The sequence below is a fragment of the Umezawaea sp. genome, from assembly GCF_036375055.1.
GTDB lineage: Bacteria > Actinomycetota > Actinomycetes > Mycobacteriales > Pseudonocardiaceae > Umezawaea.
On sequence record NZ_DASUSQ010000011.1, the window covers coordinates 62,354 to 85,850 of the forward strand.

Here is a 23,497-nt window from a genome sequence, read left to right on the forward strand (position 1 = left end):
CACCTACTTCAGTAACAGACCGTTTCTGGATACACGACGTTACTGTACGGTCGGGCGCATGGACTTCCTGGGGCCCTTGGCGACGGTGGCCTGCCTTCCGCTCAGCCTGGCCGTGTTCGCGTGGTTGGCCGTGCGGGCCCGACAGCGCGGCAGCGGCCACTCGCTGGTGGCGCCGTTCGAGGACATCTGGGACCCGAGCTCGCACCGGACGCACATCGAGGTCCAGCGCCAGGAGGACCGGGCCACCCGAGCGCCGTCGCCCGGCGACCCGCCGCTGCTGCCGTGGCGCTACGCCGACGTCGACGACGTGGCCGACCACCGGGGTGAGGTCAGGTGAGCAGCCGGTTCCGCCACGCCCAGATGGCGATCTCGGTGCGGTTGCGCGCCTCCAGCTTCGCCTGGACGCTCGCGAGGTGGGACTTGACGGTGGACAGCGAGATCCGCAGCGCCGCGCTGATCTCCGCGTTCGTCCGTCCTCTCGCGACGGCCAGCACGACGTCCAGTTCCCGCGCCGTCAACGGGATGTCCGGCCTCGGTGGCGTCCGAGCGCCCGCGTCCTCGGTGAAGTGCTTCAGCAGCCGCACGGTGACCGAGGGAGACACCATCGACTCCCCCTTGGCCGCCGCGTGCACGGCTTCGAGGAGAAGCCGGGGCCCCGCGTCCTTGAGCAGGAAGCCGCACGCCCCCGCGAGCAGGGCCGCGTAGACGTTCTCGTCGACGTCGTAGGTGGTCACGACGACGACCCGCAGCGGGTCGACGACCGTGGGGCCGGCGAGCAGCTCGGTGGCGCGCAGGCCGTCGAGCTTGGGCATCCGGATGTCCATCAGGGTCACGTCGGGCCGGTACCGCTGGGCGAGCCGCACCGCGGCCTCGCCGTCGGCGGCCTCGCTGATGACCTCGATGCCGGGATCGGCGTTCAGGATGAGCCGGAACCCGGTGCGCACCAGGGTCTGGTCGTCCGCGATCAGCACCCGGATCGGCATCAGACCCCTTCCTCGCCGCGCAGCGGGAGCCACGCGGTCGTGCGCCAGCGGTTGTCCGGTTCCGGACCGGCGTCGAGCGCCCCGCCCAGCGACGAGACCCGCTCGGCCATGCCCACCAGGCCGTAGCCGTCGCCCCCGCGGTCGCCGCTGACCCCGTCGTTGCGGATGTCCAGCACGAGTTCCCCCTCGTCCACGTAGGCGCTGACCTCGACCGCGGTGGCGCCGGGCGCGTGCCGCCGCACGTTGGTCATCGATTCCAGCACGATCCGGTGGACCGTACTGGACAGGTCCGACGGCACCGGCATCCCGTCCAGCTCCTCCGTCACGTCCACCTCGGCCTGGTCGCCCGCGGCGGCGCGCACCGCGTCGCCGAGGGTGCCGCTGGGCAGCGGCGGCAGCGGGTCGCTGCGCAGCATCCCGACCAGCCTGCGCATGGAGGTGAGCGCCTCGGCACCCGCCTGCTCGACCTCCCGGTAGACCTCCACCGGGTCCTGGTCGGGCACCGACGGGTCCTCCGCGAGGGCGTGCGCGGCCTGGGCGAGGACGACGATCCCGCTGACGTGGTGCGCCACCAGGTCGTGCAGCTCCCGCGCGAGCTGGAGGCGCTCGCTCTCGCGCACGCGGTCCAGTGCGGCGACGTGCCGGGCGTCGGCGTCGCGCAGCACCAGGCCGATGGCGAGCGCCGTGCCCCACAGCAGCGCGGCGGGCACCGCTCCCAGCGCCGCCCTCGACTCGAACCCGTAGCGGACCACGGGCGCGGAGACGACGGTGATCCCCGCGGCCGTCGCGAGCACCGTCGCCCCCACCGGCCGCAGGCGCCTGCACCCCGCACCCGCGACCAGCGCGACGGCCAGGACCTCCGTGACCACCGGGTGGGAGGCCGACCCGACCCCGGTCATCCCCACGAACCCGGCCACCGCCGTGCTCAGCGCCGACAGACCGATCACCGACCAGCCGAGCAGCGCCACGCGGTCCGGGAAGCGGCGGCGCAGCACGGCCAGCACCGCCACGGCGGTGCCCATGTGCGGGACCACCGCCGACAGCGCGGACGACACGACCCCGGAGTTGCCCCCCTGCCGCACCACCAGCACGTTGTCCGCGATCGTCGCCACCACCAGCGCGGTGATCTCGGCGACGAGCACGCCTCGGCGCGCGGGAGGTCCGGTCGTTGCCATGGGGACGATCATCCCGCCGTCGCGCACGGCGTCACCGACCAGGCCCGTGAGCGGAGCGGCCGTTCGGGTCGGGTCATTCGACCAGTCCACCTTCCCAGGCCCAGATGGCGATCTCCGTGCGGCTGCGGGCGCCCAGCTTGTTCCGGGCGCCCGCCAGGTGCGTCTTGACGGTGGACAGCGAGATCGACAGCTCGGCCGCGATCTCGGCGTTCTCCAGGCCGCGCGCCACCGCGAGCACGACGTCGGACTCCCGCGCGGTCAACGGCACCTCGTCGCGCCGGGGAGCGCGGCGGGTGGTGCGGGTGAAGTGCCGCAGCAGCCTCGTGGCGACCGACGGCGACACGATCGACTCGCCCCGCGCGGCGGCGTGCACCGCCTCCACGAGCAGGCGCGGTCCGGCGTCCTTGAGCAGGAAGCCGGCCGCGCCCGCGGACAGGACGGCCTCGACCGTCTCGTCCACGTCGTAGAGCGTCACCACGAGGACCCGCAACGGATCCGGCACGCCCTCGCCCGCGAGCAGTTCCGTGGCGCGGACGCCGTCGATCCTCGGCATCCGCACGTCCAGCACGGTGACGTCCGGGCGCAGGTGCCGCGCCAGCCGCACCGCCGACTCGCCGTCGGAGGCCTCGGCGACGACCTGGATGCCGGGGTCGGCGTCGAGGATCAGCCGGAAACCCGTGCGCACCAGGGCTTGGTCGTCGGCGACCAGCACTCGGATCGTCATCGGGTCCGGTCACCCGGCTCGCTTGACGCCCGCGATGTAGGCGTTGGAGGCGGGCAGGAAGCTCAGCACCACGGCGATCACCGCGATGGCGCAGCTCACGTAGCCGATGGCCGTGTTGCCGTCGGTGGTGAGGATCGACGCGAGCTGGAGCAGCGTGAGCACCGTGAGCACGATCCGCGCCCAGTTGCGGCCCGCCTTGAGCTTGAACGCCAGCCACAGGTCCACCAGCGCGATCAGCGCCGCGACGCCGATGGCGAAGGCGAGCCCGACCGTGGCCGAGCTCTGGAGCTGCTCCTCGGTCATCGACGCGCCGCTGGACTGGCGCAGGGTGTCGACGAGCTGGTCGCGCGACCCGGCGAGCACGGCGATCGACACCAGGCTGGTGACGGTGTTCGCGAGGAAGCCGAAGAAGGCCGCGATGATCGTGGTCGGAGGGGTGGTGTTGTGCGTCGAGGTAACCATGCCCGAAAGCTATGGCCTTCCCGGATGTGGCGCAGTGCAAGGAGGATCCGCCTAGTTCTTTCGGCTGATCCCCTAGTGCGCGGGCACTAGGGGATCAGCCGGCTCCCTATCGGGGCGAGTGCGCGTTGACCTCGCGCAGGTACTCCTGGACGTGGTCGCGCAGCGGCGTCGCGGGCGTCGGGGCCTGCGCCGCCAGGACGGTCGCGGGGGTCTTCACGGGACCCGCGACGGGGTGCACGACGTCCTCGTCGATCAGCGGGACACCGGGGCACACCGCGGTCCCCGGCCGGGAACCGTGCAGCAGGAACACGTTCACCATGCCCTCCACGCACGGGTTGCCGCTCGTGGCGTACTGGCCGTGGTACGGCGCGTCGTCCACCGACACGAACCCGACGCCCGGTGCCGCGCGCACGGCGTCGCGCGCCTGCTCGTAGCCGGTCTGCGGGTCGAACTCGCCCTGCACCACCAGAATGTTGCCCGCCACCTGCGCGGGCAGCGTCGGCAGCTGCCGCCTGGGCGCGTCGGACCAGAACCCGCAGGGCTCGGAGAGCCCGTAGGCCCAGCCGTACAACGGGTTCGCCGGACCCTGGCGGTCGCTCAGCGCGCGGTACCAGGCGGCCGACCGGGTCGGCTGGTCGCCGCACGCGACCGCGTAGCGCGTGCCGGGGACGAACGTGTAGTCCGGCGCGGCCTCGGCGATCCGCGCCGGGGTCAGCTCGGCCGCGGGCACGCCGAACTCGGTGCGGGACAGGCCGTCCAGCCGTTCCCGCAGCTCCGGTGCGACGCCCGCGAGCGACTCGCCGCCGCCGGCGGCTCCGTTGGCGCCGATCACGAACACCAGCGTGCCCAGCAGCCAGCCCAGGGGGCTGCCCATGCCGACGAACGCGCGGTCGAAGCCGTCCGGCGAGATCTGCTGGGACGCGAAGAAGACGCGCGCCCGCTCCCACGTGGCCTTCGCCTCCACCGGGGTGGAGCCGACGACGTCCGGGAAGTTCCGGGCCGCCCACGGCAGGTACTGGTCGTCGAACTGGCGCTGGTCGATCACCGGGAACGCCTCGAACGCGGCCTGGAGCCTGCCCTGCCAGTTCACGCTGGAGTCGAGCACCACCTTCCCGGTGGAGGCCGGGAACAGCGACGCGTACTTGGCGCCGAGCCAGGTCCCGTAGGAGTAGCCGAGGTAGTTGAGCTTCTCCTCCCCCAGCAGCGTCCGCACGAGGTCCATGTCGTGCGCGGTCTGCCACGTCGTGACGTACGGGGCGATGGCGTCGCTCTGGCAGGCCTCGGCGACGGCCCTCGGGACCTGCTGGTGCGCCGCGATGCTCCGCGCACCGCGGTCCCGCGCGTCCAGCAGGCCCTGGGGCAGGCGCCCGGTCGGCACGTGGCACCGGAAGCCGAGGTCGGTCGGCGACGTGCCGCCGGTGCCGCGCGGGTCCATGCCGATGAAGTCGTACTTCCCGTTGACCTCGGGTTCGAGCCCGGCCAGCGAGTTCGCGAACGCGGCGCCCTGCCCGCCGGGGCCGCCGGGGTTCAGCAGCAGGACCCCGGCGCGGTCACCGGTGGCCTTCGTGCGGCTGACGGAGACGTCGAGGTCGACGCCCGAGTCGGGTGCCGCCCAGTCCCTCGGGGCCTTGATCAGCGCGCACTCCACGGCGGGCGCCCCTTCCTGCGGTGTGAAGGGGCACGCCCCCCAGGTCACCTGCTGTTCGGTGTACCGGTCGAGCGGGTCCGCGAGCGCGGTGGCGGGAGCGGAGGTGGTGATGACGGTCAGCACGACCGCCGCCGCGACCCTTGCCTGTCGTCGCATGGTGGGCCTTCCGGATCGAGGATCAAGACCTGCGATCGTGGTGGCCCGCGCGCTCCGCGGCCTCGGTCGCGAGGACGAGATCCGCCGACCGCCTAGTCCTCCGGGACGAGGTGGGGGTCTTCGCGACGCGCACGACGGTGGTCCGCGTCACCAGGTCGCCGAAGCGCTGGTGCTTCGGCGTGACGGCGATCAGGACGGCGCCCAGCAGGCCGAGGAACAGGCCGTCCACCGCGAACAGCAGCCAGCGCACCAGGTAGTCGCGCCTGCTCGGCCGACCGCCGTCGAGCCGGACGACCTTCAGCCCCAGCCAGCGCATCGCGGGTGTGGCGTCGTCCTTCCGGTGGGGCACGAAGACCTCGACGTAGAGGGTGCCGAGCAGGCTGACCCCGATGAGCATCACCAGCGGCAGGAACAGGACCTGCCACGGGGCGCCCAGTCTCACCAGGCCGTACGCCGCGGCGGCCCCCCACAGCGTGGCCGAGGCGGTGGCGACGTGGACCAGCACCTGGTCCACCACGTGCTGGAGGTACCGCCGCAGCACCACGTTCTGCCCGTCGAGCACCCGCCCACCCTTCCAGACCGCGGCCCCACCCCGCCGAGCGGTGTCTCACATGGACGGTCCGCCCGTGAGCGCGCGGCGTTGCGACAGGACCGGGACACGCGGTGGACGGGACGTGGACGCGGGAGGGGAACCGTGGAGGCCATGACCACACGTGCCGCAGTCGTGATCGCCGCCTCCGCGCTGTCCCTGCTCACCGCCTGCTCCGGGGCGGACCCGTCGCCCACCGCCGCCGGGAGCACCGCGTCCCCCTCGGCCCGGCTGCTGTGGATGGGCGACTCGGTGGCCGCGGGCGAGGCCGTCCCGCTGGCCGCCGCCGCGAAGGCGGGCGGGCTGGCGCTGGAGTCGATGGCCTCCGAGGGCGGCGGCAACGTCTCCGGCATCCCCGACCTGACCACGGCCACGTGGGACCGGCTCACCGAGGAGCTGCGGTCGTTCGCGCCGACCGTGGTGGTCTACCAGGTGTCCACGTTCGACTGGGGGACCGAGCAGGAGCAGCGCGCGGCCTACGGGAGGCTGCTGGAGACCGTGTCCGCCGCGGGCGCGGAGCTCGTGTTCACCACGGTGCCGCCCATCAGGGTCGACGACTTCTACGCCCCGCACGTCGAGGAGCTGCGGCGCACCACCGCCGTGGCCAGGGCGGTGGCCGACGGCTCCGGCGGCCGGGCCGCGGTGCTGGACAGCGCGGCGGTCTGGGGGCCGACCTACCAGCAGGACCGCGACGGCGAGCGCGACCGCCACCCCGACGGCGTCCACACCTGCCCGCAGGGCGCGGCCCGGTTCACCACGTGGCTGCTGGAGGAGCTGGCCCGGCTCGTGCCGGGGTTCACGCCCGCCGAGCCGGAGGTCTGGGCCAACACCGGCTGGGCGGGCGACCCGGCGTTCCGGGGCTGCTGACCCCCGGTGGCTGGGACACCGGCGACCCGGATACTGGGCAGATGGCCGTGATCTTGCTCGTCGAGGACGATCCGCGGGTCAGCAGGGCGCTCCAGCTGGCGCTGGCCCGCTACGGCAACGAGGTCAGCACGGCGGGGACCGGCGAGGAGGGCGTGCGCCGGGTCCGCTCCGCCGCGCCGGACCTCGTGGTGCTGGACGTGATGCTGCCGGACGTGGACGGGTTCGAGGTGTGCCGCCGGATCAGGGCGCTGGGGTCGGTCCCGATCATCGTGCTCACCGCGCGCGGGGACGACTTCGACGTGGTGGCCGGGCTGTCGGCGGGCGCGGACGACTACGTGGTCAAGCCCGTGCGGCCCGCCGTGCTGGACGCCAGGATCAAGGCGGTGCTGCGCCGCGGCGGGCTGCCGACCGACGAGGTGCGCACGTCCGGCGACCTGGTGATCGACGCGGCGGGCGCGTCGGTGGCCAAGCGCGGCAGGCCGGTGGCGCTGACCCCGATCGAACTGCGCACGCTGCTCACCCTGTCCGGCGCGCCGGGCCGGGTGTTCAGCCGCGAGCAGCTGCTGCGGCTGGTCTGGGAGCACGACTACCTCGGCGACTCCCGGCTGGTGGACAACTGCGTGCAGCGGTTGCGCGCCAAGATCGAGGACGTGCCTGCCGAGCCGGTGTACGTGCAGACCGTGCGCGGCTTCGGCTACCGGTTCGGCCCGCTGTGAGCCGGTGGTTCCGCCCGCGCGGGCTGCGCTCCCGGCTGGTCGTGGCCTTCGTGCTGGTGACCGTGCTGGGCGCGGCGGCGGCCGCGTGGGCCGGGGCCGCGACGGCGGGGACCGCGCTGGAGGAGGAGAGCAGGCGGCGGCTCACCGAGACGCTGGAGCGCCAGATCAGCGCCGTCACCGCGGACCTGGCGCACCCACCGACACCCGACTCGCTCGACCGGCTGCGCGCCTCGATCGGCGAGGACACCCAGGTGAGCTACCGCGACCTGCGGTCGGGGGACCTGCCGGTGATCACCGACGCCCTGCGGGCCGCCGTCCGGGACCGGGGCGGGCTGGTGTTCCAGACCGTGACCACCGGGGGGAGTCGGAAGCTGCTGATCGGCACCCCGATCGTGCTCACCGGCATCGACCTGCGGCGTTCCCCCTCCGGCGTCGAGGTCTACGCGGTGCGCGACCTCGCCGAGACCGACCGGCAGGTGGGCCGCCTCCTGTGGACGGCGGCGCTGACCAGCGCGCTGGCGCTGCCCGTCGCGGTGCTGCTGGCGCTCGTGGCGGCGGGCGGGGTGCTGCGGCCGGTGCGCCGGGTCCGGGACACCGCGCGGGCGCTGGCGGCGGGTGACCTGTCCGCCCGGATGTCGACGCGCGGCGGGGACGAACTGGCCGACCTGGGCCGGACGGTCAACGGGATGGCCGCGTCGGTGCAGGAGGCGATGGCGGAGCTGCGGCGGTTCGTCGCCGACGTCTCGCACGAGCTGCGCACCCCGCTGACCACGCTGACCGCCGTGGTCGAGGTGCTGGCCGACTCCGTCGACGACCGCGAGCCCGCGGCGAGGGAGTCCGCCGAGCTGGCGCTGGCCGAGACCCAGCGGCTGGTGGCCCTGGTGGAGGACCTGATGGAGGTCTCCCGGTTCGACGCGGGCATGGTGAGCCTGCGGGCCGAGCCGGTGGAGGTGGCCGGGGCGGTCCGCGACTGCCTCGGCGCGCGCGGCTGGCGGGACCTGGTGCGGCTGGACCTGCCCGAGGAGGTGGGGGCGACGCTGGACCGCCGCAGGCTGGACGTGATCATCGCCAACCTCGTCGGCAACGCGCTGCGCCACGGCGCACCGCCGGTGGCGCTGCGGCTGAGCGCCGACGACGAGCGGGTGGAGATCGAGGTCACCGACCACGGGCCGGGCCTGGACCAGGAGGTGGTGGCGCACGTGTTCGACCGGTTCTACAAGGCCGACACCGCGAGGGCGCACTCGGCGGGCAGCGGCCTGGGGCTGGCGATCTCGCTGGCGAACGCGCGGCTGCACGGCGGCGACCTGGTGGCGGGCAACGCCGAGGGCGGTGGGGCGCGGTTCGTGCTCCGGCTCCCGCGCCACCACCGGGAACCGTCGTGAAGCGGCTCGCGGCCGTCGGGCTGGCCCTGCTGCTGACCGGCTGCGGCGCGGGGTCCTCCGAGGTGGTCGACGGGATGCGCGCGCCGACCGGCCTGGCGCCGGGGGTGACGCTGTTCTTCGTCGACGCCGACCAGCGGCTGCGGCCCCAACCGCGCGAGACCGGCAGGCTGGGCACCGTCGTGGAGGCGCTGGCCCTGCTGCTGACCGGCCCCGGCGCCGATCCCGACCTGCACACCGAGATCAGCGCGCGGGGCGAGACCAGGGTGGTCGTGGAGACCTCGGCCGACCGGATCACCGTCCGCCTGCCGCTGACCGGCGCCGACCTGACCGACCTGGGCGTCGACCAGGTCGTGTGCACCGCGCTGGGCGTGCACGTGCAGGGCGGGGGTTCGGCGTCGACCACCGTGCTGGTGGTGTTCACCCTGCCGGGCACCGAGCCGAACCCGCCCCGCCGCTGCCCGGTCATCCCACCCGGCTGACGTGCAGGTCGCCCACGTCGATCCGGGCCGCGGGCGGCTCCGGCACGACGACCCACAGCGCCGCGAGCGCGACCGTGGCCGCCGCGAGGACCGCCAGCCCCGTTCGTCCCCTCGCCCACGGGGCGCGGAACCTGATCGGGTCCTCGACCAGGACCTTCGACAGCACGGCCAGGCCGAGCGACACCGCGCACAGCACCCCCGTGCGCGCCCACCCGTGCAGGCCGAGCCGGTCCTCCGACAGCACCACGAACACCGGCCAGTGCCACAGGTACAGGCCGTAGGACACCAGGCCGAGCCCGCGCAGCGGGGCCCAGCCGAACAGCCGGGTCACCGCCGAGTCCGGCGTCCGCGCGCAGAGCAGGACCAGCAGCGCCGCCAGCAGCGAGTGCGCGAACAGCCCGCCCCGGAACAGCCAGTGCGCGTCCTCGCCGTCGGCGCTGGTCCACAGCACCGCGAGCGCGCCGGTCACCAGCACCTGCGCCGGGACGACCCGGCGGCCGACCGCCTCGACCACGGCCCGGCGGACCGGCGCGGTGGCCGCCAGCGCGCCCAGCAGCAGCGAGGACGCCCTGGTGTCGGTGCCGGTGTAGACCCTGGTGGGGTCGCCGGGGGTGAACAGCAGGACCACCAGCACCAGGGACAGCACCGAGACGACCACCGCGACCAGCGCGACCCCGTGCTCCACCCGCTCGACCGCCCTGGCCACCAGCAGCACGACCACCGGCCACACGAGGTAGAACTGCTCCTCCACTGCGATGCTCCACAGGTGGCCGAACACCCGCCCCGGCCCGAACCCGTCCCAGTAGCCCGCCGACTCGGCCAGCAGGTGCCAGTTCACCAGGTTCGCCTGCACCCACGGGCCGTCCGACAGCGCCGTCGCCCGCAGGTCCGGCTCCCCCAGCGCCCACACGGCCAGCGTGGTGCCCGCCATCAGCAGGGTCAGGGCGGGCAGCAGCCGCCGGAACCGCCTGCCCCAGAACGCGACCAGCGACACCGTCCCGTCCGACCCGACCTCGCGCAGCAGCAGGTCCGTGATCAGGTAGCCGGACAGCGCGAAGAACAGGTCCACACCGAGGAAACCACCGCCGAGGTGGCCCGCGTGGAACAGCAGCACCCCGGCCACCGCGACCCCGCGGACACCGTCCAGTCCCGCCGAGCGCGCGGGACCCCGTTCGAGAACACCCATGGGTCCCGAGCCTGCTGGGCGCGGGTCCCGGCCCTGTCCCGGCCGTGTCGCGGCCGTGTCGCGGACCCGTCGCGGTGATCGGGTTCGGCCCGCCCGCGAGCGGACGGACCGAAAATGTGGGAGCGTTCCCAGAAGCCGCCGCCGCGAGCCTTCGAAAGGAGTTCGATGCTAAGCACCCTCCGCGTCCTCGCGCTGGCAGGTCTGCTGGCCGCGGGCACGATCGCCGCAGTCGCACCGGCGCAGGCCGACACGACGATCTGCGAGCAGTACGGGTCGACCACCATCGGGGGCCGCTACGTGGTCCAGAACAACCGGTGGGGCAGCTCGGCGGCGCAGTGCATCAACGTCACCTCGACCGGGTTCCAGATCACCACGCAGCAGGGCTCGGCGCCGACCAACGGCGCTCCCCTGTCCTACCCGTCGGTCTTCCTGGGCTGCCACTACGGCAACTGCTCCCCCGGCTCGTCACTGCCGATGCAGGTCAGCCGGATCCGCAGCGCGACGTCCTCGATCGACTACCGCTACACCGGGGGCACCTACAACGCGTCCTACGACATCTGGCTCGACCCGACGCCGAAGACCAACGGGGTGAACCAGATGGAGATCATGATCTGGTTCAACCGCCAGGGCCCGATCCAGCCCATCGGCAGCGCCGTGGGCACGACGTCGGTAGGCGGGCGCACCTGGGAGGTGTGGCGCGGCAGCAACGGCGCCAACAACGTCATCTCCTACGTCGCCCCGTCCGCCATCTCGTCGTGGTCGTTCAGCGTGCGCGACTTCATCAACGACGTGCGGGCCCGAGGGGCGATCACCGACTCCTGGTACCTGACCAGCATCCAGGCGGGCTTCGAGCCGTGGAACGGCGGCACGGGCCTGGCGGTGGGGAACTTCTCGGCGTCGGTCTCCGGCTGACACCGACGGCGGTCGCGGCGCGTCCTGCTCGCGCGCCGCGCACCGCGGTCGGCGTCAGGGCTCGCGGACGGCCACCAGGCCGGATTCGTAGGCCAGCACCACGAGCTGGGCGCGGTCGCGGACACCCAGCTTGGTCATGGCCCGGTTGACGTGGGTCTTGGCGGTCAGGGGGCTGATCGCCATGCGCGCGGCGACCTGGTCGTTGGACAGGCCCCGCGCGACCAGGACGACGGCCTCCCGCTCCCGGTTGGTCAGCTCGTCCAGCCCGGCGCTGCTCGCGGGGTCGGGCGGCTGCGCCACGTACCGGTCGATCAACCTGCGGGTGATCGACGGCGCCAGCAGGGCGTCACCGCGCGCGGCGACCCGGACGGCGTGCAGGAAGTCCTCCGGCACGATGTCCTTGACCAGGAACCCGGCGGCACCCGCGCGCAGGGCGTCGAGGACGTACTCGTCCAAGCCGTAGTTGGTCAGGATGACGACGCGCACCGCGGCCAGCTCCGGGTCCGCCGCGATGCGCCGGGTCGCCTCTATGCCGTCCACGACCGGCATCCGGATGTCGAGGAACGCGATGTCGGGCAGGTGCTGCCGGGCGAGCGCCAGGCCCTGCTCCCCGTCGGCGGCCTCGGCGACCACCTCGATGTCGTCCTCGACCTCCAGCAGCGCCCGGAACCCGCCGCGCAGCAGCGGCTGGTCGTCGACGAGCAGGACGCGGATCACGGCGTCCGGTCCACGGGCAGTTCGGCGTGCACGGTGAACCCGCCGCCCGCGCGCGGTTCCGCGCTCAGGCGACCGCCGAGGGCCGTGACCCTCTCCCGCATCCCGAGCAGCCCGACACCGGGCGCGGGCGCGGAGTCCGGTGCGGCCGCGCCGTCGTCGTCGACCCGGATGGCCAGGACGTCGGGCCGGTGGTCGATCCGGACCGACGCGGTGGCGGCCCCTGCGTGGCGGGCGACGTTGGTCAGCGACTCCTGGACGATCCGGTAGGCGGTCCGGTCCACCGCGGCGGGCACGGCGTCGCGGTCCCCCTCGACCGCCAGCCTCGCGTCCAGGCCGTTCGCGCGGGCCCGGCGCACCAGGTCCGGGACGTCGTCGAGCCCCAGCGGCGGGCTCCGGTCGTCGTCCCGCAGCGCCTCCAGGGTCGCGCGCAGCTCGCGTGCGGCCTCCCGACCCGCCTCGCGGATCGCGAGCAGGGACTCCGGCACCTCCTCCCCCCGCTTGAGGGCGAGGTGCACGGCGACCTCGGACTGCACCTTGATCACGGAGATCTGGTGGGTGAGCGAGTCGTGCAGCTCGCGCGCGATGTGCAGCCGCTCCTCGTCGGCCCGGCGCCGCGCGGTCTCCTCACGGGTGCGCTCGGCCTCGTCCGCCCGGCGCTCGGCCTGCCGCAGCGCCTCCCCCGCCGCGCCGGCGGCGACCAGCCAGGCGATCTGGAGGACGTCCCGCGCCTGCGCGACCGCCTCGCCGACCGGCCAGTCGTGGGGCGACACCAGGATCGCGAGCGGGACGGCCACCAGCATGGCCACCGCCCCCACCACCGCGACGAGCCGGTGGCCCGCCCGCACCGCCGCGTACACCGCGAACAGGAACGCGACGACGGGCACGTCGAACCCGAGGGCCTGGTGGGCCAACGCGCACACCCCGGTCACCGCCAGCACCGCGACCGGTGCCCGTCGGCGCGCGGCCAGCGCCAGACCACCGGTCGCCAGCACCACGTGGCCGAGCGGGTCGAGGAGGGTGGAGGGGTGCCGCCCGGACAGCCCGGCCACCAGCAGGGCCGCCGCCACGCCGACGGCGATCCCCCAGTCCCCGACACCGATCCGCGGCCCGCTCATGCGTGCACAGTAGCCAGCGGTGGGCCCTGGCGAGTCCTGCTCGCGGACGACCTGCCGACTACCGCGAACGCGGTAGTCCCGCCGTTCCCACGACATCCGCGGTAGTCCCCCGCGACGACGGCGGCAGCGCGGATCTCCCGCGCGGGCACGACGACGGACGGCGCTCCGACGGACATGCTCTGCGGGGAAAACCCGTCGCAGTGAAGGAGCACACCATGTCCGCTCTCCGGTTCACCACGTCCGCGCTGGCCCAGTCCTCCGCCCTGACCACCGGGCGGTCCTGGTCGCTGGTGGCCGCGCTGCTGGGACTCGTCGGCGTGGCCCTCGGCGGGCTGGCGCTGGCCCGCCGCGCCGGGAGGCGAGGCGCTGTCGCCGCCCTGGCGACGGGTCTGGTCGGCGCGCTCGTCGGCGGACTCGTCGTGGGAGCGGCGCGGGGCGGGCCCGGCACCGGCTACGGCATCGTCGGCGGCTGCGTCGCCGTCGTGGTCGGGTTGGTCGCCGTGCTCCTCGGCGGGCTGGCGCTCGCCCGCTCCCGGCGCCCGGCGCCGACCCGGTGACCGGCGCTACCGGACGCGGTAGACGGAGACGTGCGAGTCGGACTCGGCGGTGAACTCCGCACCTGCCCAGTCGGCGTGCCGGGACTCCAGGTCGAACCCGGCCACGCTCGCCATCAGGTCGAGTTCGGCGGGCCAGACGTAGCGGTGCGGGCTGCGGGCCAGTCGGACCCGCCCGCTGCCGTCGAACGTGAAGTGGTGGGACACCAGGTGTTGGCGCACCAGGTCGTAGGTGTCCACGCCGAGGTAGCCGGGTTCGGAGTGGAACACCGCGGCGTCCCGCCCCGGTGGCAGCCTGCGCAGGTCTGGCACGCCCAGCTCGACCACGAACCGGCCACCGGGGTCGAGGTGGCGGGCCGCGTTGCGGAAGCAGTCGATCTGCTCGGCCTGGGTGAGCAGGTTCGAGATCGTGTTGTAGACCAGGTAGACGAGCGAGTAGCGGCCGGGGGCGGTGGCGGTCGCCATGTCCCCGACGACGACCGGGATCGTCGATTCGTCCACTGTGGACCGCAAGCGGTCGAGCATCGGCCGTGACAGCTCGATCCCGGTGACCGACACGCCGCGCCGCGCGAGCGGCACGGCCACGCGACCGGTGCCGACGGCGAACTCCAGCGCCCGCCCGCCACCGGCCAGCTCGACGAGGCGGTCCACCGTCGGCCCCAGCACCTCGGGCGCGAACATGCCGGTGCCCGGTGTGTCGTACCGCTGGGCCGCCTCGGTGTCCCAGACCTCGTCCTGTCGCATGGTGACGACCATGCTCGGGGCGGTCCGCGTTGTCCACCGAGTTTCCGACCGGTGCCGCGGGACGGGGAGCCGACCGTCTCAAGTGGAGTGCGACCCCTAGGGGTGGAGTGGGCTCCACCCCGGACCGGGTGGGCCGCACCACTGATCTCCGGCCGCGGATCGCGCAGGATCTCCCCATCGACCAGATCAACGGAGGAGATCCACGATGAGCAGAACCATCGCGACGGTGCGCAAGGGTGCGGCGGTCCTGACCGTGGCGGGGTTGGTGGGCGCCTGCTGGACCGCGAGCGCGGCGGCGGGCCCGTCCGGGCACCCGGCCGTCCAGGACAGCCTCAACTCCCTGGTGAGCCAGGAGAGGTTCCCGGCGGCGCTCGCCTCGGTGAGCCGCGACGGCCGCACGACCTCGCTGGTCGCCGGTTCCGCGCGGATCGACCGCCGGGTCCCGGTCCCCCGCGACGGCTACGTGCGGGCGGGCAGCGGCACGAAGACGTTCACCGCGGTGGTGGTCCTGCAACTGGTGGCCGAGGGCAAGGTGGACCTGGACGCGCCGATCGAGACCTACCTGCCGGGCGTGGTGCGCGGCGAGGGCGTCGACGCCACCAAGATCACCGTGCGGCACCTGCTCCAGCACACCAGCGGGCTCCCGAACTACACCGCGCACATCGGGCTGGACCACTTCCAGAAGATCCAGCACCGGTTCTTCCACCCCCACGAGCTGCTCGCGGCGGCACTCGCCCACCCGGCGGACTTCGCCCCCGGCACCTCGTGGAAGTACAGCAACACCAACTACCTGCTGGCGGGCTTCCTCGTCGAGCGAGTCACCGAGCGCCCGGTGCAGGAGCAGATCACCGAGCGGGTCATCAAGAAGGCGGGGCTGCGCCACACGTACTGGCCGCAGCCCGGTGACCAGACCGTCCGCGAGCCCCACGCGCAGGGCTACGGCACCGTCAGCACCACCGACAGGACGGTGATCGACGTGACCGAGATGGACCCCTCCTGGGGCGGGGCCGCGGGCCAGCTCATCTCGACGCCGAGCGACCTCGCGAAGTTCAACCGCCTGCTGCTGGACGGCAAGCTGCTCCCCGCGGCGCAACTGGCCGAGATGCGCAGGACGGTCGACGCGCCGGTGTACCCCGGTTCGGAGTGGCGCTACGGCCTCGGCCTGGTCAGCATCCCGCTCACCTGCGGCGGCCTGTACTGGGGCCACGGCGGTGACATCGACGGGTACGAGACCCGCGGCGGCGCCACCGACGACGGCCGTTCGGTGGGGCTCGCGGTGACCGCGCTGCCGGGCACCTTCGGCGACGAGCTGAAGGCCGTCAAAGCGGTGCTGAGCAGTGTGGACACCGCGTTCTGCGCGTGATCGGCGCGACGCGGGTGCCCGGACCCCGGTCCGGGCACCCGCCGGTGGGTGATCCGGATCATCCACACCGGAAACCACGGGCGCGCATCCGGGTGACAGCACCGGAGAACCGCTGGTCACCCGGTGCGGCCGAGGGGTACCACCCGGTCGCGGCCGAGTCGTCCGCCGAACGCGGTTGACCCTTTCGGGGGTCGACAGGAGAGGGTGAACGGGTGCTGGATAGGAGCGGAGAACCGCTTCCCGGCCCCTGGAGGACCGAGCACATGCCCGTTCCCGCACCACCCGTCCCCACCTGCGACGTGTACTCGCCCGAAGCCGCGGACGACCCCGTGGCGATGCTGCGCGGGATCCGCGCCGAGAGCCCCGTCAGCTGGATGCCCGACCTGAACTCCTACCTGTTGACGCGCCACGCCGACATCGTGGCCGCGTTGCGGGAGCCCCGGTTCATCAGCGGCAACCTGACGCAGGGCCTCGACAGGCTCAGCCCGGCGGAGGTCGCCGAGCTGAGCCCGATGCGGGAGTCGCTCGAACGCTGGATGGGGCACACCAACGACGTCGACCACGTCCGGTTCCAGCAGCTGCTCAAGCGGTACTTCACCCCGGCGATGGTGAACGGGTTGCGGCCGCGGGTGCGGGAGCTGACCACCGAGCTGCTGGACGCCGTGGCGCCGCTCGGCCGGATGGACGTGGTCGCCGACCTCGCGTACCCGTTGCCCGCCAACGTGATCGCCGAGATGCTGGGGATGCCGACCAGCCACCGCGAGCAGTTGCAGGCCTGGTCGCGCGACATCACCGCGGTGTTCACGATCGCGGACGTCGACAACCTGCGGGCGGGCCAGCGCAGCATCCTGGAGATGGAGGAGTACCTGCGGCCCATCCTCGCCGACCGCAGGGCGGAACCGCGCGACGACCTGCTCAGCATGTTCGCCGCAGCCGAGAGCCGCGGTGCCGTGTCGGAGGCCGAGGCGGTCGCGAACTGCGTGCTGCTGCTGTTCGCGGGCCACGAGACGACCGCCAACCTGATCGCGAACGGCCTGGTGCTGCTGCTGGAGAACCCCGACCAGCTGGCGCTGCTGCGCGAGCGGCCCGACCTCGTGCCCTCGGCCGTGGAGGAGATGCTGCGCCTGGAGGGCCCCGCCTCGGTGATCTCCAGGGTCGCGGAGGAGGAGGTCGAGGTGGCGGGCCACCGGTTCCAGCCGGGTGAGCGCGTCTACCTCGCCATGAACGCGGGCAACCGCGACCCGGAGGTGTTCCCCGATCCCGACCGCTTCGACGTGACGCGCAAGCCGAACCGGCACACGGCGTTCGGCATGGGCTCGTTCTACTGCCTGGGCGCGGCGCTGGCGCGGGTCGAGGCGGACGAGTGCTTCCGCCTGCTGCTGGACCGGCTGCCCGACCTGCGGGCGGGCTACGACCGGGTGCCGTGGCGGAACGTGGTGCCGCTCAACCGCCGCCTGGACACGCTGCCGGTGGAGTTCTGACGCCGTCCCGGCGCCCCGACCGCGGGGCGCCGGGCCCGGCCGTCAGGGCCGGAAGGGTGTGAGGTCCTTCAGCGAGTCGACGAGCTGGGCGCCCCAGCCGAGGACCGCTTCCCGGAACGGGGGCACGAAGATGAGCAGTGCCACCAGCAGCGCCACGTACGGCGCCACGCCCCCCTTGCGCTTCGACGCCACGCACACCCCCTGATCCGTCGTCACGACCAGCATGGCACGAGACCCGCGCGCCCCGCCGCCACGCCGTGCGGTGGTCGACGGGCCTTCGGCATTCCGCCGTCCACTCCCACGCCACCCGATCACCGCCCTTCCGAACCCATCGGTGAAGGCGGTCTCCCGCTCGGTCTCGAACAGCGCCCGGTCGACGTCGTGCACGGCGTTCTCCGTCGCTGTGGTCCGCCGTGCCGTCACCGGGAATGGGTGCACGAACCGTGCCGCTCCCCTGACCTGCGACGATGCGAACGACTCCGCGGTGCGGAGCGCGGGTGAGGTCGCGGTGCGCGGGCGGGCCGTGGTCGAGGAAGGCCGCCTGGTGCTCCACCGCGGCGGTCGCGACCCGGCGCAGCACTCCCGCGCGCAGGTCCAGCCCCCGGACGAGCTTGCGCGCGGCTCGCCCGCGCGGCCGTCACGCCCAACGCCTCGGCGACCCCCTCCCGGTCGTCGGCGGCGACCGCGGGCAGGTGCTCGCGCACGACGTCCACCAGCAGCGCGGACGCGACGCCGTCCTCGACCAGCGCCCGTGCCCCGGCGGCGAGCAGGTCGACGACCGTGCGCTCGACGATGCCGGACGGCCGCGACGCGCACCGTCCGCACCGCGTCCTCGACCAGCGCCCGTGCCCCGGCGACGCACCGCCAGCACCGCTTCCTCGACCGCGGCCACCGCCAGGCCGTGCAGGTCGGCGATGTCCTCGGGATCGGCGTCGAGCAGGCCCCGGTCGGTCAGGTGCGCCACCACGGCGGGCAGCGCGTGGCGGCAGTCCGAGCGGCCCTCCAGCCCGGCCGCGGCCCCACCGTCCCGAAGGGCCGCGTCACGGCCTCGACGGCCTCCCGCGGCGCGCTCCCCGGACCGCGGCAGCGCGGACAGCGCGCCGCGACCAGGTGCCTGCCGCGGCCGGGCGCGGCGCCCCGGCCCGCCGCGCCGGCGCCGGGTTCTCCGCCAGCTCCCGCTCCACCCGGCGGGTCACCTCGTCCCGCGCCAGCGGCAGGAACTCCAGCCTGGAGCAGTTCCGGCAGCGACCGCGGCTCCAGCGCGGTGTGCGGCCCGAACGCGGGCGCTCCCCCGTGCGACACGTCGCCCTCCCCGACGGCGCTGCGATCCCGGTGCGCCGCCGCCCCTCCCTCACCACCGGCGGGCGGACCCCGCTTTCGCCGAGAACCACACCGTCCGGGCGTCCCCCGTTCGCGGTATCGGACCGCCCCCGTTTGAACCACAGGTCCCGCTGCGCTACGTTCAGTCACCGATCTGTCACGCGACCACTCTGGGGAGATGCGGCGCAAGTGCTCCAGCTGTCGAGGTACGCGCCTCGCACCAGGAACGGCGCGGTGCTCGCGGTCAGCGCCCTGGTCGACTCCATCGGCACCGGCCTGTTCCTCGCGATAGTGCCGGTGTTCGTCGTGCTCCACCTCGGTGCCGATCCCGTCCAGGTCGGCGTGGTCGTGGGCGCCGCGAACCTCATCGCGCTGCTCTCCCCCCTGCCCGCGGGGTGGCTGACCGACCGCGTCGGCCCCGGCCCCATGTGGACGGGGCTGCTGGTGGGCCGAGCGATCGGCTACTCGGGGTTCCTGTTCGTGTCGTCGTTCACCGGGTACGCGGTGCTGCTGTGCGTGCTCGGCCTGTTCGACCGCGCCAGCGCGCCCGTGCAGCAGGTGTTCCTGCTCCGCATGGAACGCCCCGAGGACCGCAGCAGGTCGATGGCCGTGCTGCGCACCGCCCGCAACATCGGGATGAGCGTCGGACTGCTGCTCGGTGGCGTGGTGATCTCGATCGGCACGCGCACGGCGTTCACCGTCGGGTTCGCGGCCAACGCGCTGTCGTTCGTGGTCCTGCTCGTCGCCGTCCGCCTCCTCTCCCGCACGGCACCCCCGGTCGAGCCCACGCCCGAACCCGGCGTGCGCGTCCCGTCGAGCGGAGTCGTGCTCAAGGACCGCCGCTACCTCACCCTGGCCACGGGCAACGCGATCCTGCTGCTGCACGACGCCGTCCTGTTCACCCTGCTCCCCCTGTGGATCATCAGCAGGACGGAGCTGCCACCCGCGTGGATCGGCCCCCTGCTGGCGGTCAACACCGTGCTGACGGTGGCGTTGCAGGTGCCGCTGACGAAGTGGGCGAACACGATCCCGAAGGCCCGCACGACGATCCTGCGCTCACTGGTCCCGCTGCTCGTCTCGGTCGTCCTGTTCCTGACCGCCGAACACGTGGGGGCCTCCATCGTGCTCCCGCTGGTGGCACTGGCGGTCGTGCTCCTGACCCTCGGCGAGAACATGCACTCGGTGTCGGCGTTCGAGCTGTCCTACCGAATGGCCCCGGAACGATCGATGGGCTCCTACCTGGGCGCCTTCGACTTCGGCCACGCCGTGCAACTCGCCGTCGGACCACCGTTCATGACCGTCGTGGTGCTGCGGGGCGCGATCGGCTGGAGCGCGCTCGGAGGAGCGTTCGCCCTCGGAGCGGTCCTGATGGCGGCCAGCTCGGCCAAGCGGGAACAACCGACCGGAGAGGGCTGAAACCCGCTGGGCGCTGTCGCGACCCGCACGACACCCCGCTCCGCCGAAGACCGTCCACCACCGTCCGCGACGGCCTCCACGAGGCGGTCCCGCACCCGGCCCGCGACGTCGCCGCCCGCGCAACTCCCGTCACGTCCGGAGTTCCGGGGCCGTTCCCACCCGCCGAACCGGTTCTCGGGCGGTCAGCCTCGGGTCACGGCCAGGTGGTCCACGAAACCGTCGACCGTGGTCACCTGCTCCGACCAGCCGAGTTCGCGGCCCAACCGCACCACCTGCGGCAGGCGGGCGACGCGGTCGCCCGCGAACACCTCGGCCGGTGTGCCGTCCTCGACGATCCTGCCGTCCGCGACCAGCACGACGCGGTCGAAGTTCTCCACGCAGAAGTCCATGTCGTGCGTGATCGCGATGACCGTGCGACCCCTCAGGGAGAGGTCGGCGATGATCGTGGCGAGCGCGTCCAGCGCGACGGAGTCCTGCCCCGTGGTCGGTTCGTCGAGCACGACGACGGGGGTGTCCATCGCGAGCACGCCCGCGATGGCGACCATCTTCCGCTGGGCCAGCGAGAGGTGGTGGGGGTGGGCGTCGGCGAGATCGGTGAGCCCGGTCGACTCCAGGGCCCGCTCGACCAGGTGGCGCGCGTGCTCGGGCGGGAACCCGAGGTTGCGCGGTCCGAAGTGGACCTCGGCGGACACGGTCTTGGCGTGCAACTGGTCGTTCGGGTTCTGGAACACGAACCCGACCTTGGCCGCCAGCACCGCGATCGGGTGCTCCGCGGTGTCGAGGTCACCGACGAGCACCCGGCCGGACGTGGGCTTGACCATGCCGTTGAAGTGCTGGGCCAGCGTGGTCTTGCCCGCGCCGTTCGGCCCGATGACCGCGACCCGCTCGCCCTGCCGCACGACGAGCGACACGTCGTCGAGCGCCGTCACGCGCTCGTCGTAGCGGAACGTCAGCGACTCGACGCGAATGTCCGACCGCACGGTGGAAACCTCCTGGGAGTGCCCTGGCAGAACGGTCACGGCGTGTGCTCCACCGACAGGCCCGCACCGAAGCCGCGCACGGCCTCGGGCAGCAGCACGGGCAGCGGGAGGGATTCCGGCCACAGGCCGCGTTCGGCGGCGCGACGGGCGGCGCGGGTGTAGCGGGTGCTCGACACGCCGAGATCCGGCAGGAGTTCGTCGGTGAACACGTCGTGCGGGGACCCGTCGAGCACGAGCGACCCGTGCGAGAGCACGAGGACCCGGTCCGCCAACTCGGCGAGCTGCTCGATCCGGTGCTCCACGAGCACGATGGTGATCCCGTTGCGCCGCAACGCGTCGAGCGCTCCGAAGACCAGTGTGGCGCTGGCCGGGTCGAGCTGCGACGTGGGCTCGTCGAGCACCACCACCCGAGGCCGCATGACGAGCACCGACCCGATCGCCACCAACTGCTGCTGGCCACCGGACAGGGCGAACGGCGAGCGGTCCGCGAGGTGCTCGATCCTCAGGTCCTCCAGCACCTGCTCGATGCGGCGGACCATCTCGGCCCGGTCCACACCGAGGTTCTCCAGCCCGAAGGCCAGTTCCTCGCGCACGGTGAACTTCGCCCCGGACATCTGGTTGAACGGGTTCTGCACCACCAGGCCGACCTCGGTGACCAGGTCCGCCAGCGGGGTGGTCGCGACCGGCCGCCCGCCCACCCGAACCTCACCGGAGAGCCGACCGCCCGACACGTGCGGGATCATGCCCGCGACCGCGCTCGCCAGCGTGGACTTGCCCGAGCCGCTGGCCCCGACGACCCCGCACACCTGGCCCGCGGGGATGGCGAAGCTGACCGGACCGAGCGCGTCCTCGGCGGTGGTCGGGTAGGCGTACGAGACGTTCTCGAACTCGATCATCGCACCACTCCGAGGACGTTGACGACGATGGCGGTGACGGCTGCCGCGCCCATCAGCAGCCGGGCCCACCGCTGGGCGGAGGAGTCGGCGACCGCGACCAGCGACGTGCGGCGGGTCGTGGAACCGAACGCGCGGGCCTCCATGGCGACCGCCCGCTCCTCCAGGTCGGCCAGCGACCCCAGCAGCAGCGGCCCGACCAGCGGCAGCAGCGCGCGCACCCGACGCCGCAGGCCCGTGGTGTCGAGACCTCTGGCCTGCTGGGCGCGCAGCACGTTCTGCGCCCTGGCGCGGAACGCGGGCACGATCTGGAGCGTCGCCGAGATGACGTAGCTGGTGTTGGGTGACATGCCCCGCTCGACCATGGCGCTCATCAGCACTCCGGGGTGCGTGGTGAGCAGGAGGAACAGGAACGAGCCGAGCATCACGACCAGCCGCAGCGACGTCTGCGCGGCGAACAGCAGGCCCTCGGACGTCACCGTGGCCGGGCCGAACTCCGCGAGGACGGTCGTGCCCTCCGGGAAGAACAGGCCCTGGAGCAGGAAGATGACCAGCACGACCGGCGCGGAGAAGAGGAGCAGCAGCCGCGCGTACGGCCGCTGGACCCCCGCGACGAGGACGGCGGGCACCAGCACCACCAGCAGGAGCACGAGCGGCGCCCACACCACGGGGATGGCGAACGCCGTGGTCGTGACGGCCAGCGCCATGACCAGCTTGGTGGTCGGGTTCAGCCGGTGCACCGGCGAGGCGCCGGACTGGAAGAACATCGTGGTCATCGGACCGCCTCCGCTCGCACGGGCGGCACCGCGGCGGGCCGGTCGATGCCGAACACCGAGTGCTCCCGCACGAACGAGAACCGCTGGCGCAGCCTCGGCGGCAGCGCCACGAGCACGCTGTAGGCGATCAGGCACGACACGACCTTGTCGAGCGGGTCGGCGATGAGACCCTGGATGCTCGCGGCCTCCAGCATGCTGTTGCCGTACACCTGGAGCGTCGCGATGAACGCGGACTGGCCGAGCGAGCCTCCCGCGTTGCCGAACACGAACGCCGTGATCGGCGCGGACACCACCCCGGCCACGACGCCGATCAGCACGCCCGCGAGGACCACCGTCGGCACGCGGCGGAACAGCCCGAACCGCGCGAAGGTGCCCGCGAGCAGGCCGATCGTGGCCGCGGTGACGGCGTAGGGCAGCGAGCCGGGGTTGATCGTCATCCCGACCGTGATGCTCGACAGCGCTCCCGCCGCCGCTCCCGCCGCGGGCCCGGCGAGCACCGCGACCAGCACGGTGCCGATGGAGTCGAGGTGCACCGGCAGCCCGCTGATCCGCACGAGCTGGCCGATGACGATGTTGATGGTGATCGCGACGGGGAACAGCGTCACCGTGGACGTGGTCAGCTTCGACATCGCGCCGCTGATGATCAGCACGGAGCCGAGCAGGTAGCCGACGAGCGCCAGCAGCGCGGCGGAACCGCCGACGCCGTGCGGCGAGGTCGGCCGGGTCGCGATCAGGTAGGCGTAGGTGATGATCACGACCGCCGCGCCCGCGGCGATGCGCGCCCACGGTGGTAACCGGGTGAGGAGGGTGAACCGCGGAGCGGTCATCGAGGGCCTGCTTTCCGGGGAGTTCGGGGCGG

General features: G+C 73.4%; 25 protein-coding genes. 10 read left to right on the forward strand and 15 right to left on the reverse strand.

Going from position 1 to position 23,497, the window contains the following annotated elements; all coding sequences use genetic code 11:
• Positions 1–58: 58 nt before the first annotated feature.
• A complete protein-coding gene (locus VFZ92_RS03755) occupies positions 59–337 on the forward strand; it encodes a hypothetical protein (protein WP_330874257.1) in 279 nt (92 codons plus the stop codon).
• On the opposite strand, the gene VFZ92_RS03760 is transcribed toward VFZ92_RS03755, so the two are convergent.
• From VFZ92_RS03760 to VFZ92_RS03785, 6 genes are all read right to left on the reverse strand, one after another.
• Positions 330–983 (reverse strand): response regulator transcription factor, encoded by a 654-nt coding sequence (locus VFZ92_RS03760; protein WP_330874258.1) that lies wholly within the window; start codon positions 981–983, stop codon positions 330–332. The two genes, VFZ92_RS03755 and VFZ92_RS03760, sit on opposite strands and share 8 nt — an antisense overlap.
• The gene (locus tag VFZ92_RS03765) at positions 983–2,158 is read right to left on the reverse strand and encodes a sensor histidine kinase (RefSeq protein WP_330874259.1); all 1,176 of its coding nucleotides are present in this window, start codon (positions 2,156–2,158) and stop codon (positions 983–985) included. Before VFZ92_RS03765 ends, VFZ92_RS03760 begins: the two co-directional genes overlap by 1 nt.
• A gap of 73 nt (positions 2,159–2,231) precedes the next feature.
• Positions 2,232–2,882, reverse strand: coding sequence for a response regulator transcription factor (locus tag VFZ92_RS03770; RefSeq protein ID WP_330874260.1), 651 nt, complete (start codon positions 2,880–2,882; stop codon positions 2,232–2,234).
• Positions 2,883–2,891: 9 nt separating this feature from the next.
• Positions 2,892–3,344, reverse strand: coding sequence for a hypothetical protein (locus VFZ92_RS03775; RefSeq protein ID WP_330874261.1), 453 nt, complete (start codon positions 3,342–3,344; stop codon positions 2,892–2,894).
• 106 nt (positions 3,345–3,450) lie between these two features.
• The gene (locus tag VFZ92_RS03780) at positions 3,451–5,148 is read right to left on the reverse strand and encodes an alpha/beta fold hydrolase (protein WP_330874262.1); all 1,698 of its coding nucleotides are present in this window, start codon (positions 5,146–5,148) and stop codon (positions 3,451–3,453) included.
• A gap of 22 nt (positions 5,149–5,170) precedes the next feature.
• On the reverse strand, positions 5,171–5,710 hold the full coding sequence (locus tag VFZ92_RS03785) for an RDD family protein (RefSeq protein WP_330874263.1): 540 nt from the start codon (positions 5,708–5,710) through the stop codon (positions 5,171–5,173).
• 141 nt (positions 5,711–5,851) lie between these two features.
• On the opposite strand from VFZ92_RS03785, the gene VFZ92_RS03790 reads away from it, so the two are divergent.
• The 4 genes from VFZ92_RS03790 to VFZ92_RS03805 are packed head-to-tail and all read left to right on the forward strand — an operon-like array spanning position 5,852 to position 9,181.
• Positions 5,852–6,604, forward strand: coding sequence for an SGNH/GDSL hydrolase family protein (locus VFZ92_RS03790; RefSeq protein WP_330874264.1), 753 nt, complete (start codon positions 5,852–5,854; stop codon positions 6,602–6,604).
• Between the two features lie 41 nt (positions 6,605–6,645).
• Positions 6,646–7,320, forward strand: coding sequence for a response regulator transcription factor (locus VFZ92_RS03795; protein ID WP_330874265.1), 675 nt, complete (start codon positions 6,646–6,648; stop codon positions 7,318–7,320).
• Positions 7,317–8,702: a HAMP domain-containing sensor histidine kinase gene (locus tag VFZ92_RS03800; protein WP_330874266.1), complete on the forward strand. Its 1,386-nt coding sequence runs from the start codon at positions 7,317–7,319 to the stop codon at positions 8,700–8,702. The genes VFZ92_RS03795 and VFZ92_RS03800 overlap by 4 nt, the downstream gene beginning before the upstream one ends.
• Entirely contained in the window at positions 8,699–9,181 is a 483-nt protein-coding gene (locus VFZ92_RS03805) for a hypothetical protein (RefSeq protein WP_330874267.1), read from the forward strand. Before VFZ92_RS03800 ends, VFZ92_RS03805 begins: the two co-directional genes overlap by 4 nt.
• On the opposite strand, the gene VFZ92_RS03810 is transcribed toward VFZ92_RS03805, so the two are convergent.
• The gene (locus VFZ92_RS03810; RefSeq protein ID WP_330874268.1) at positions 9,165–10,367 is read right to left on the reverse strand and encodes an acyltransferase; all 1,203 of its coding nucleotides are present in this window, start codon (positions 10,365–10,367) and stop codon (positions 9,165–9,167) included. The two genes, VFZ92_RS03805 and VFZ92_RS03810, sit on opposite strands and share 17 nt — an antisense overlap.
• A 165-nt stretch (positions 10,368–10,532) precedes the next feature.
• Here VFZ92_RS03810 and VFZ92_RS03815 point away from each other — a divergent pair, with 165 nt between their 5' ends.
• On the forward strand, positions 10,533–11,279 hold the full coding sequence (locus VFZ92_RS03815; protein WP_330874269.1) for a GH12 family glycosyl hydrolase domain-containing protein: 747 nt from the start codon (positions 10,533–10,535) through the stop codon (positions 11,277–11,279).
• Positions 11,280–11,333: 54 nt separating this feature from the next.
• Here the strand turns inward: VFZ92_RS03815 and VFZ92_RS03820 are convergent, their stop codons facing one another.
• Complete coding sequence (locus tag VFZ92_RS03820) at positions 11,334–11,996, reverse strand: response regulator transcription factor (protein WP_330874270.1); 663 nt, start codon at positions 11,994–11,996, stop codon at positions 11,334–11,336.
• The gene (locus tag VFZ92_RS03825; protein ID WP_330874271.1) at positions 11,993–13,111 is read right to left on the reverse strand and encodes a histidine kinase; all 1,119 of its coding nucleotides are present in this window, start codon (positions 13,109–13,111) and stop codon (positions 11,993–11,995) included. Before VFZ92_RS03825 ends, VFZ92_RS03820 begins: the two co-directional genes overlap by 4 nt.
• 215 nt (positions 13,112–13,326) lie before the next feature.
• On the opposite strand from VFZ92_RS03825, the gene VFZ92_RS03830 reads away from it, so the two are divergent.
• Positions 13,327–13,668 carry a DUF6223 family protein gene (locus VFZ92_RS03830; protein ID WP_330874272.1) on the forward strand — a complete coding sequence of 114 codons (342 nt, stop codon included), beginning with the start codon at positions 13,327–13,329 and terminating at the stop codon, positions 13,666–13,668.
• A gap of 6 nt (positions 13,669–13,674) precedes the next feature.
• Here the strand turns inward: VFZ92_RS03830 and VFZ92_RS03835 are convergent, their stop codons facing one another.
• Positions 13,675–14,409: a class I SAM-dependent methyltransferase gene (locus VFZ92_RS03835; RefSeq protein ID WP_330874273.1), complete on the reverse strand. Its 735-nt coding sequence runs from the start codon at positions 14,407–14,409 to the stop codon at positions 13,675–13,677.
• A gap of 205 nt (positions 14,410–14,614) precedes the next feature.
• Here VFZ92_RS03835 and VFZ92_RS03840 point away from each other — a divergent pair, with 205 nt between their 5' ends.
• Positions 14,615–15,772 carry a serine hydrolase domain-containing protein gene (locus tag VFZ92_RS03840; protein WP_330874274.1) on the forward strand — a complete coding sequence of 386 codons (1,158 nt, stop codon included), beginning with the start codon at positions 14,615–14,617 and terminating at the stop codon, positions 15,770–15,772.
• A gap of 263 nt (positions 15,773–16,035) precedes the next feature.
• Positions 16,036–17,253, forward strand: coding sequence for a cytochrome P450 (locus tag VFZ92_RS03845; RefSeq protein WP_330874275.1), 1,218 nt, complete (start codon positions 16,036–16,038; stop codon positions 17,251–17,253).
• Positions 17,254–17,295: 42 nt separating this feature from the next.
• On the opposite strand, the gene VFZ92_RS03850 is transcribed toward VFZ92_RS03845, so the two are convergent.
• Entirely contained in the window at positions 17,296–17,469 is a 174-nt protein-coding gene (locus tag VFZ92_RS03850) for a hypothetical protein (protein ID WP_330874276.1), read from the reverse strand.
• A gap of 1,293 nt (positions 17,470–18,762) precedes the next feature.
• Here VFZ92_RS03850 and VFZ92_RS03855 point away from each other — a divergent pair.
• Positions 18,763–19,989 (forward strand): MFS transporter, encoded by a 1,227-nt coding sequence (locus tag VFZ92_RS03855; RefSeq protein WP_330874277.1) that lies wholly within the window; start codon positions 18,763–18,765, stop codon positions 19,987–19,989.
• A gap of 182 nt (positions 19,990–20,171) precedes the next feature.
• Here the strand turns inward: VFZ92_RS03855 and VFZ92_RS03860 are convergent, their stop codons facing one another.
• Genes VFZ92_RS03860 through VFZ92_RS03875 form a run of 4 tightly spaced genes read right to left on the reverse strand, consistent with a single transcriptional unit; the run spans position 20,172 to position 23,465 of the window.
• Positions 20,172–20,969, reverse strand: a complete 798-nt coding sequence (locus VFZ92_RS03860; protein ID WP_330874278.1) for an ABC transporter ATP-binding protein — start codon at positions 20,967–20,969, stop codon at positions 20,172–20,174.
• Positions 20,970–21,004: 35 nt separating this feature from the next.
• Entirely contained in the window at positions 21,005–21,865 is an 861-nt protein-coding gene (locus tag VFZ92_RS03865; protein WP_330874279.1) for an ABC transporter ATP-binding protein, read from the reverse strand.
• Positions 21,862–22,638: an energy-coupling factor transporter transmembrane component T gene (locus VFZ92_RS03870; protein WP_330874280.1), complete on the reverse strand. Its 777-nt coding sequence runs from the start codon at positions 22,636–22,638 to the stop codon at positions 21,862–21,864. The genes VFZ92_RS03865 and VFZ92_RS03870 overlap by 4 nt, the downstream gene beginning before the upstream one ends.
• The gene (locus VFZ92_RS03875) at positions 22,635–23,465 is read right to left on the reverse strand and encodes a hypothetical protein (RefSeq protein WP_330874281.1); all 831 of its coding nucleotides are present in this window, start codon (positions 23,463–23,465) and stop codon (positions 22,635–22,637) included. Before VFZ92_RS03875 ends, VFZ92_RS03870 begins: the two co-directional genes overlap by 4 nt.
• Positions 23,466–23,497 lie beyond the last annotated feature (32 nt).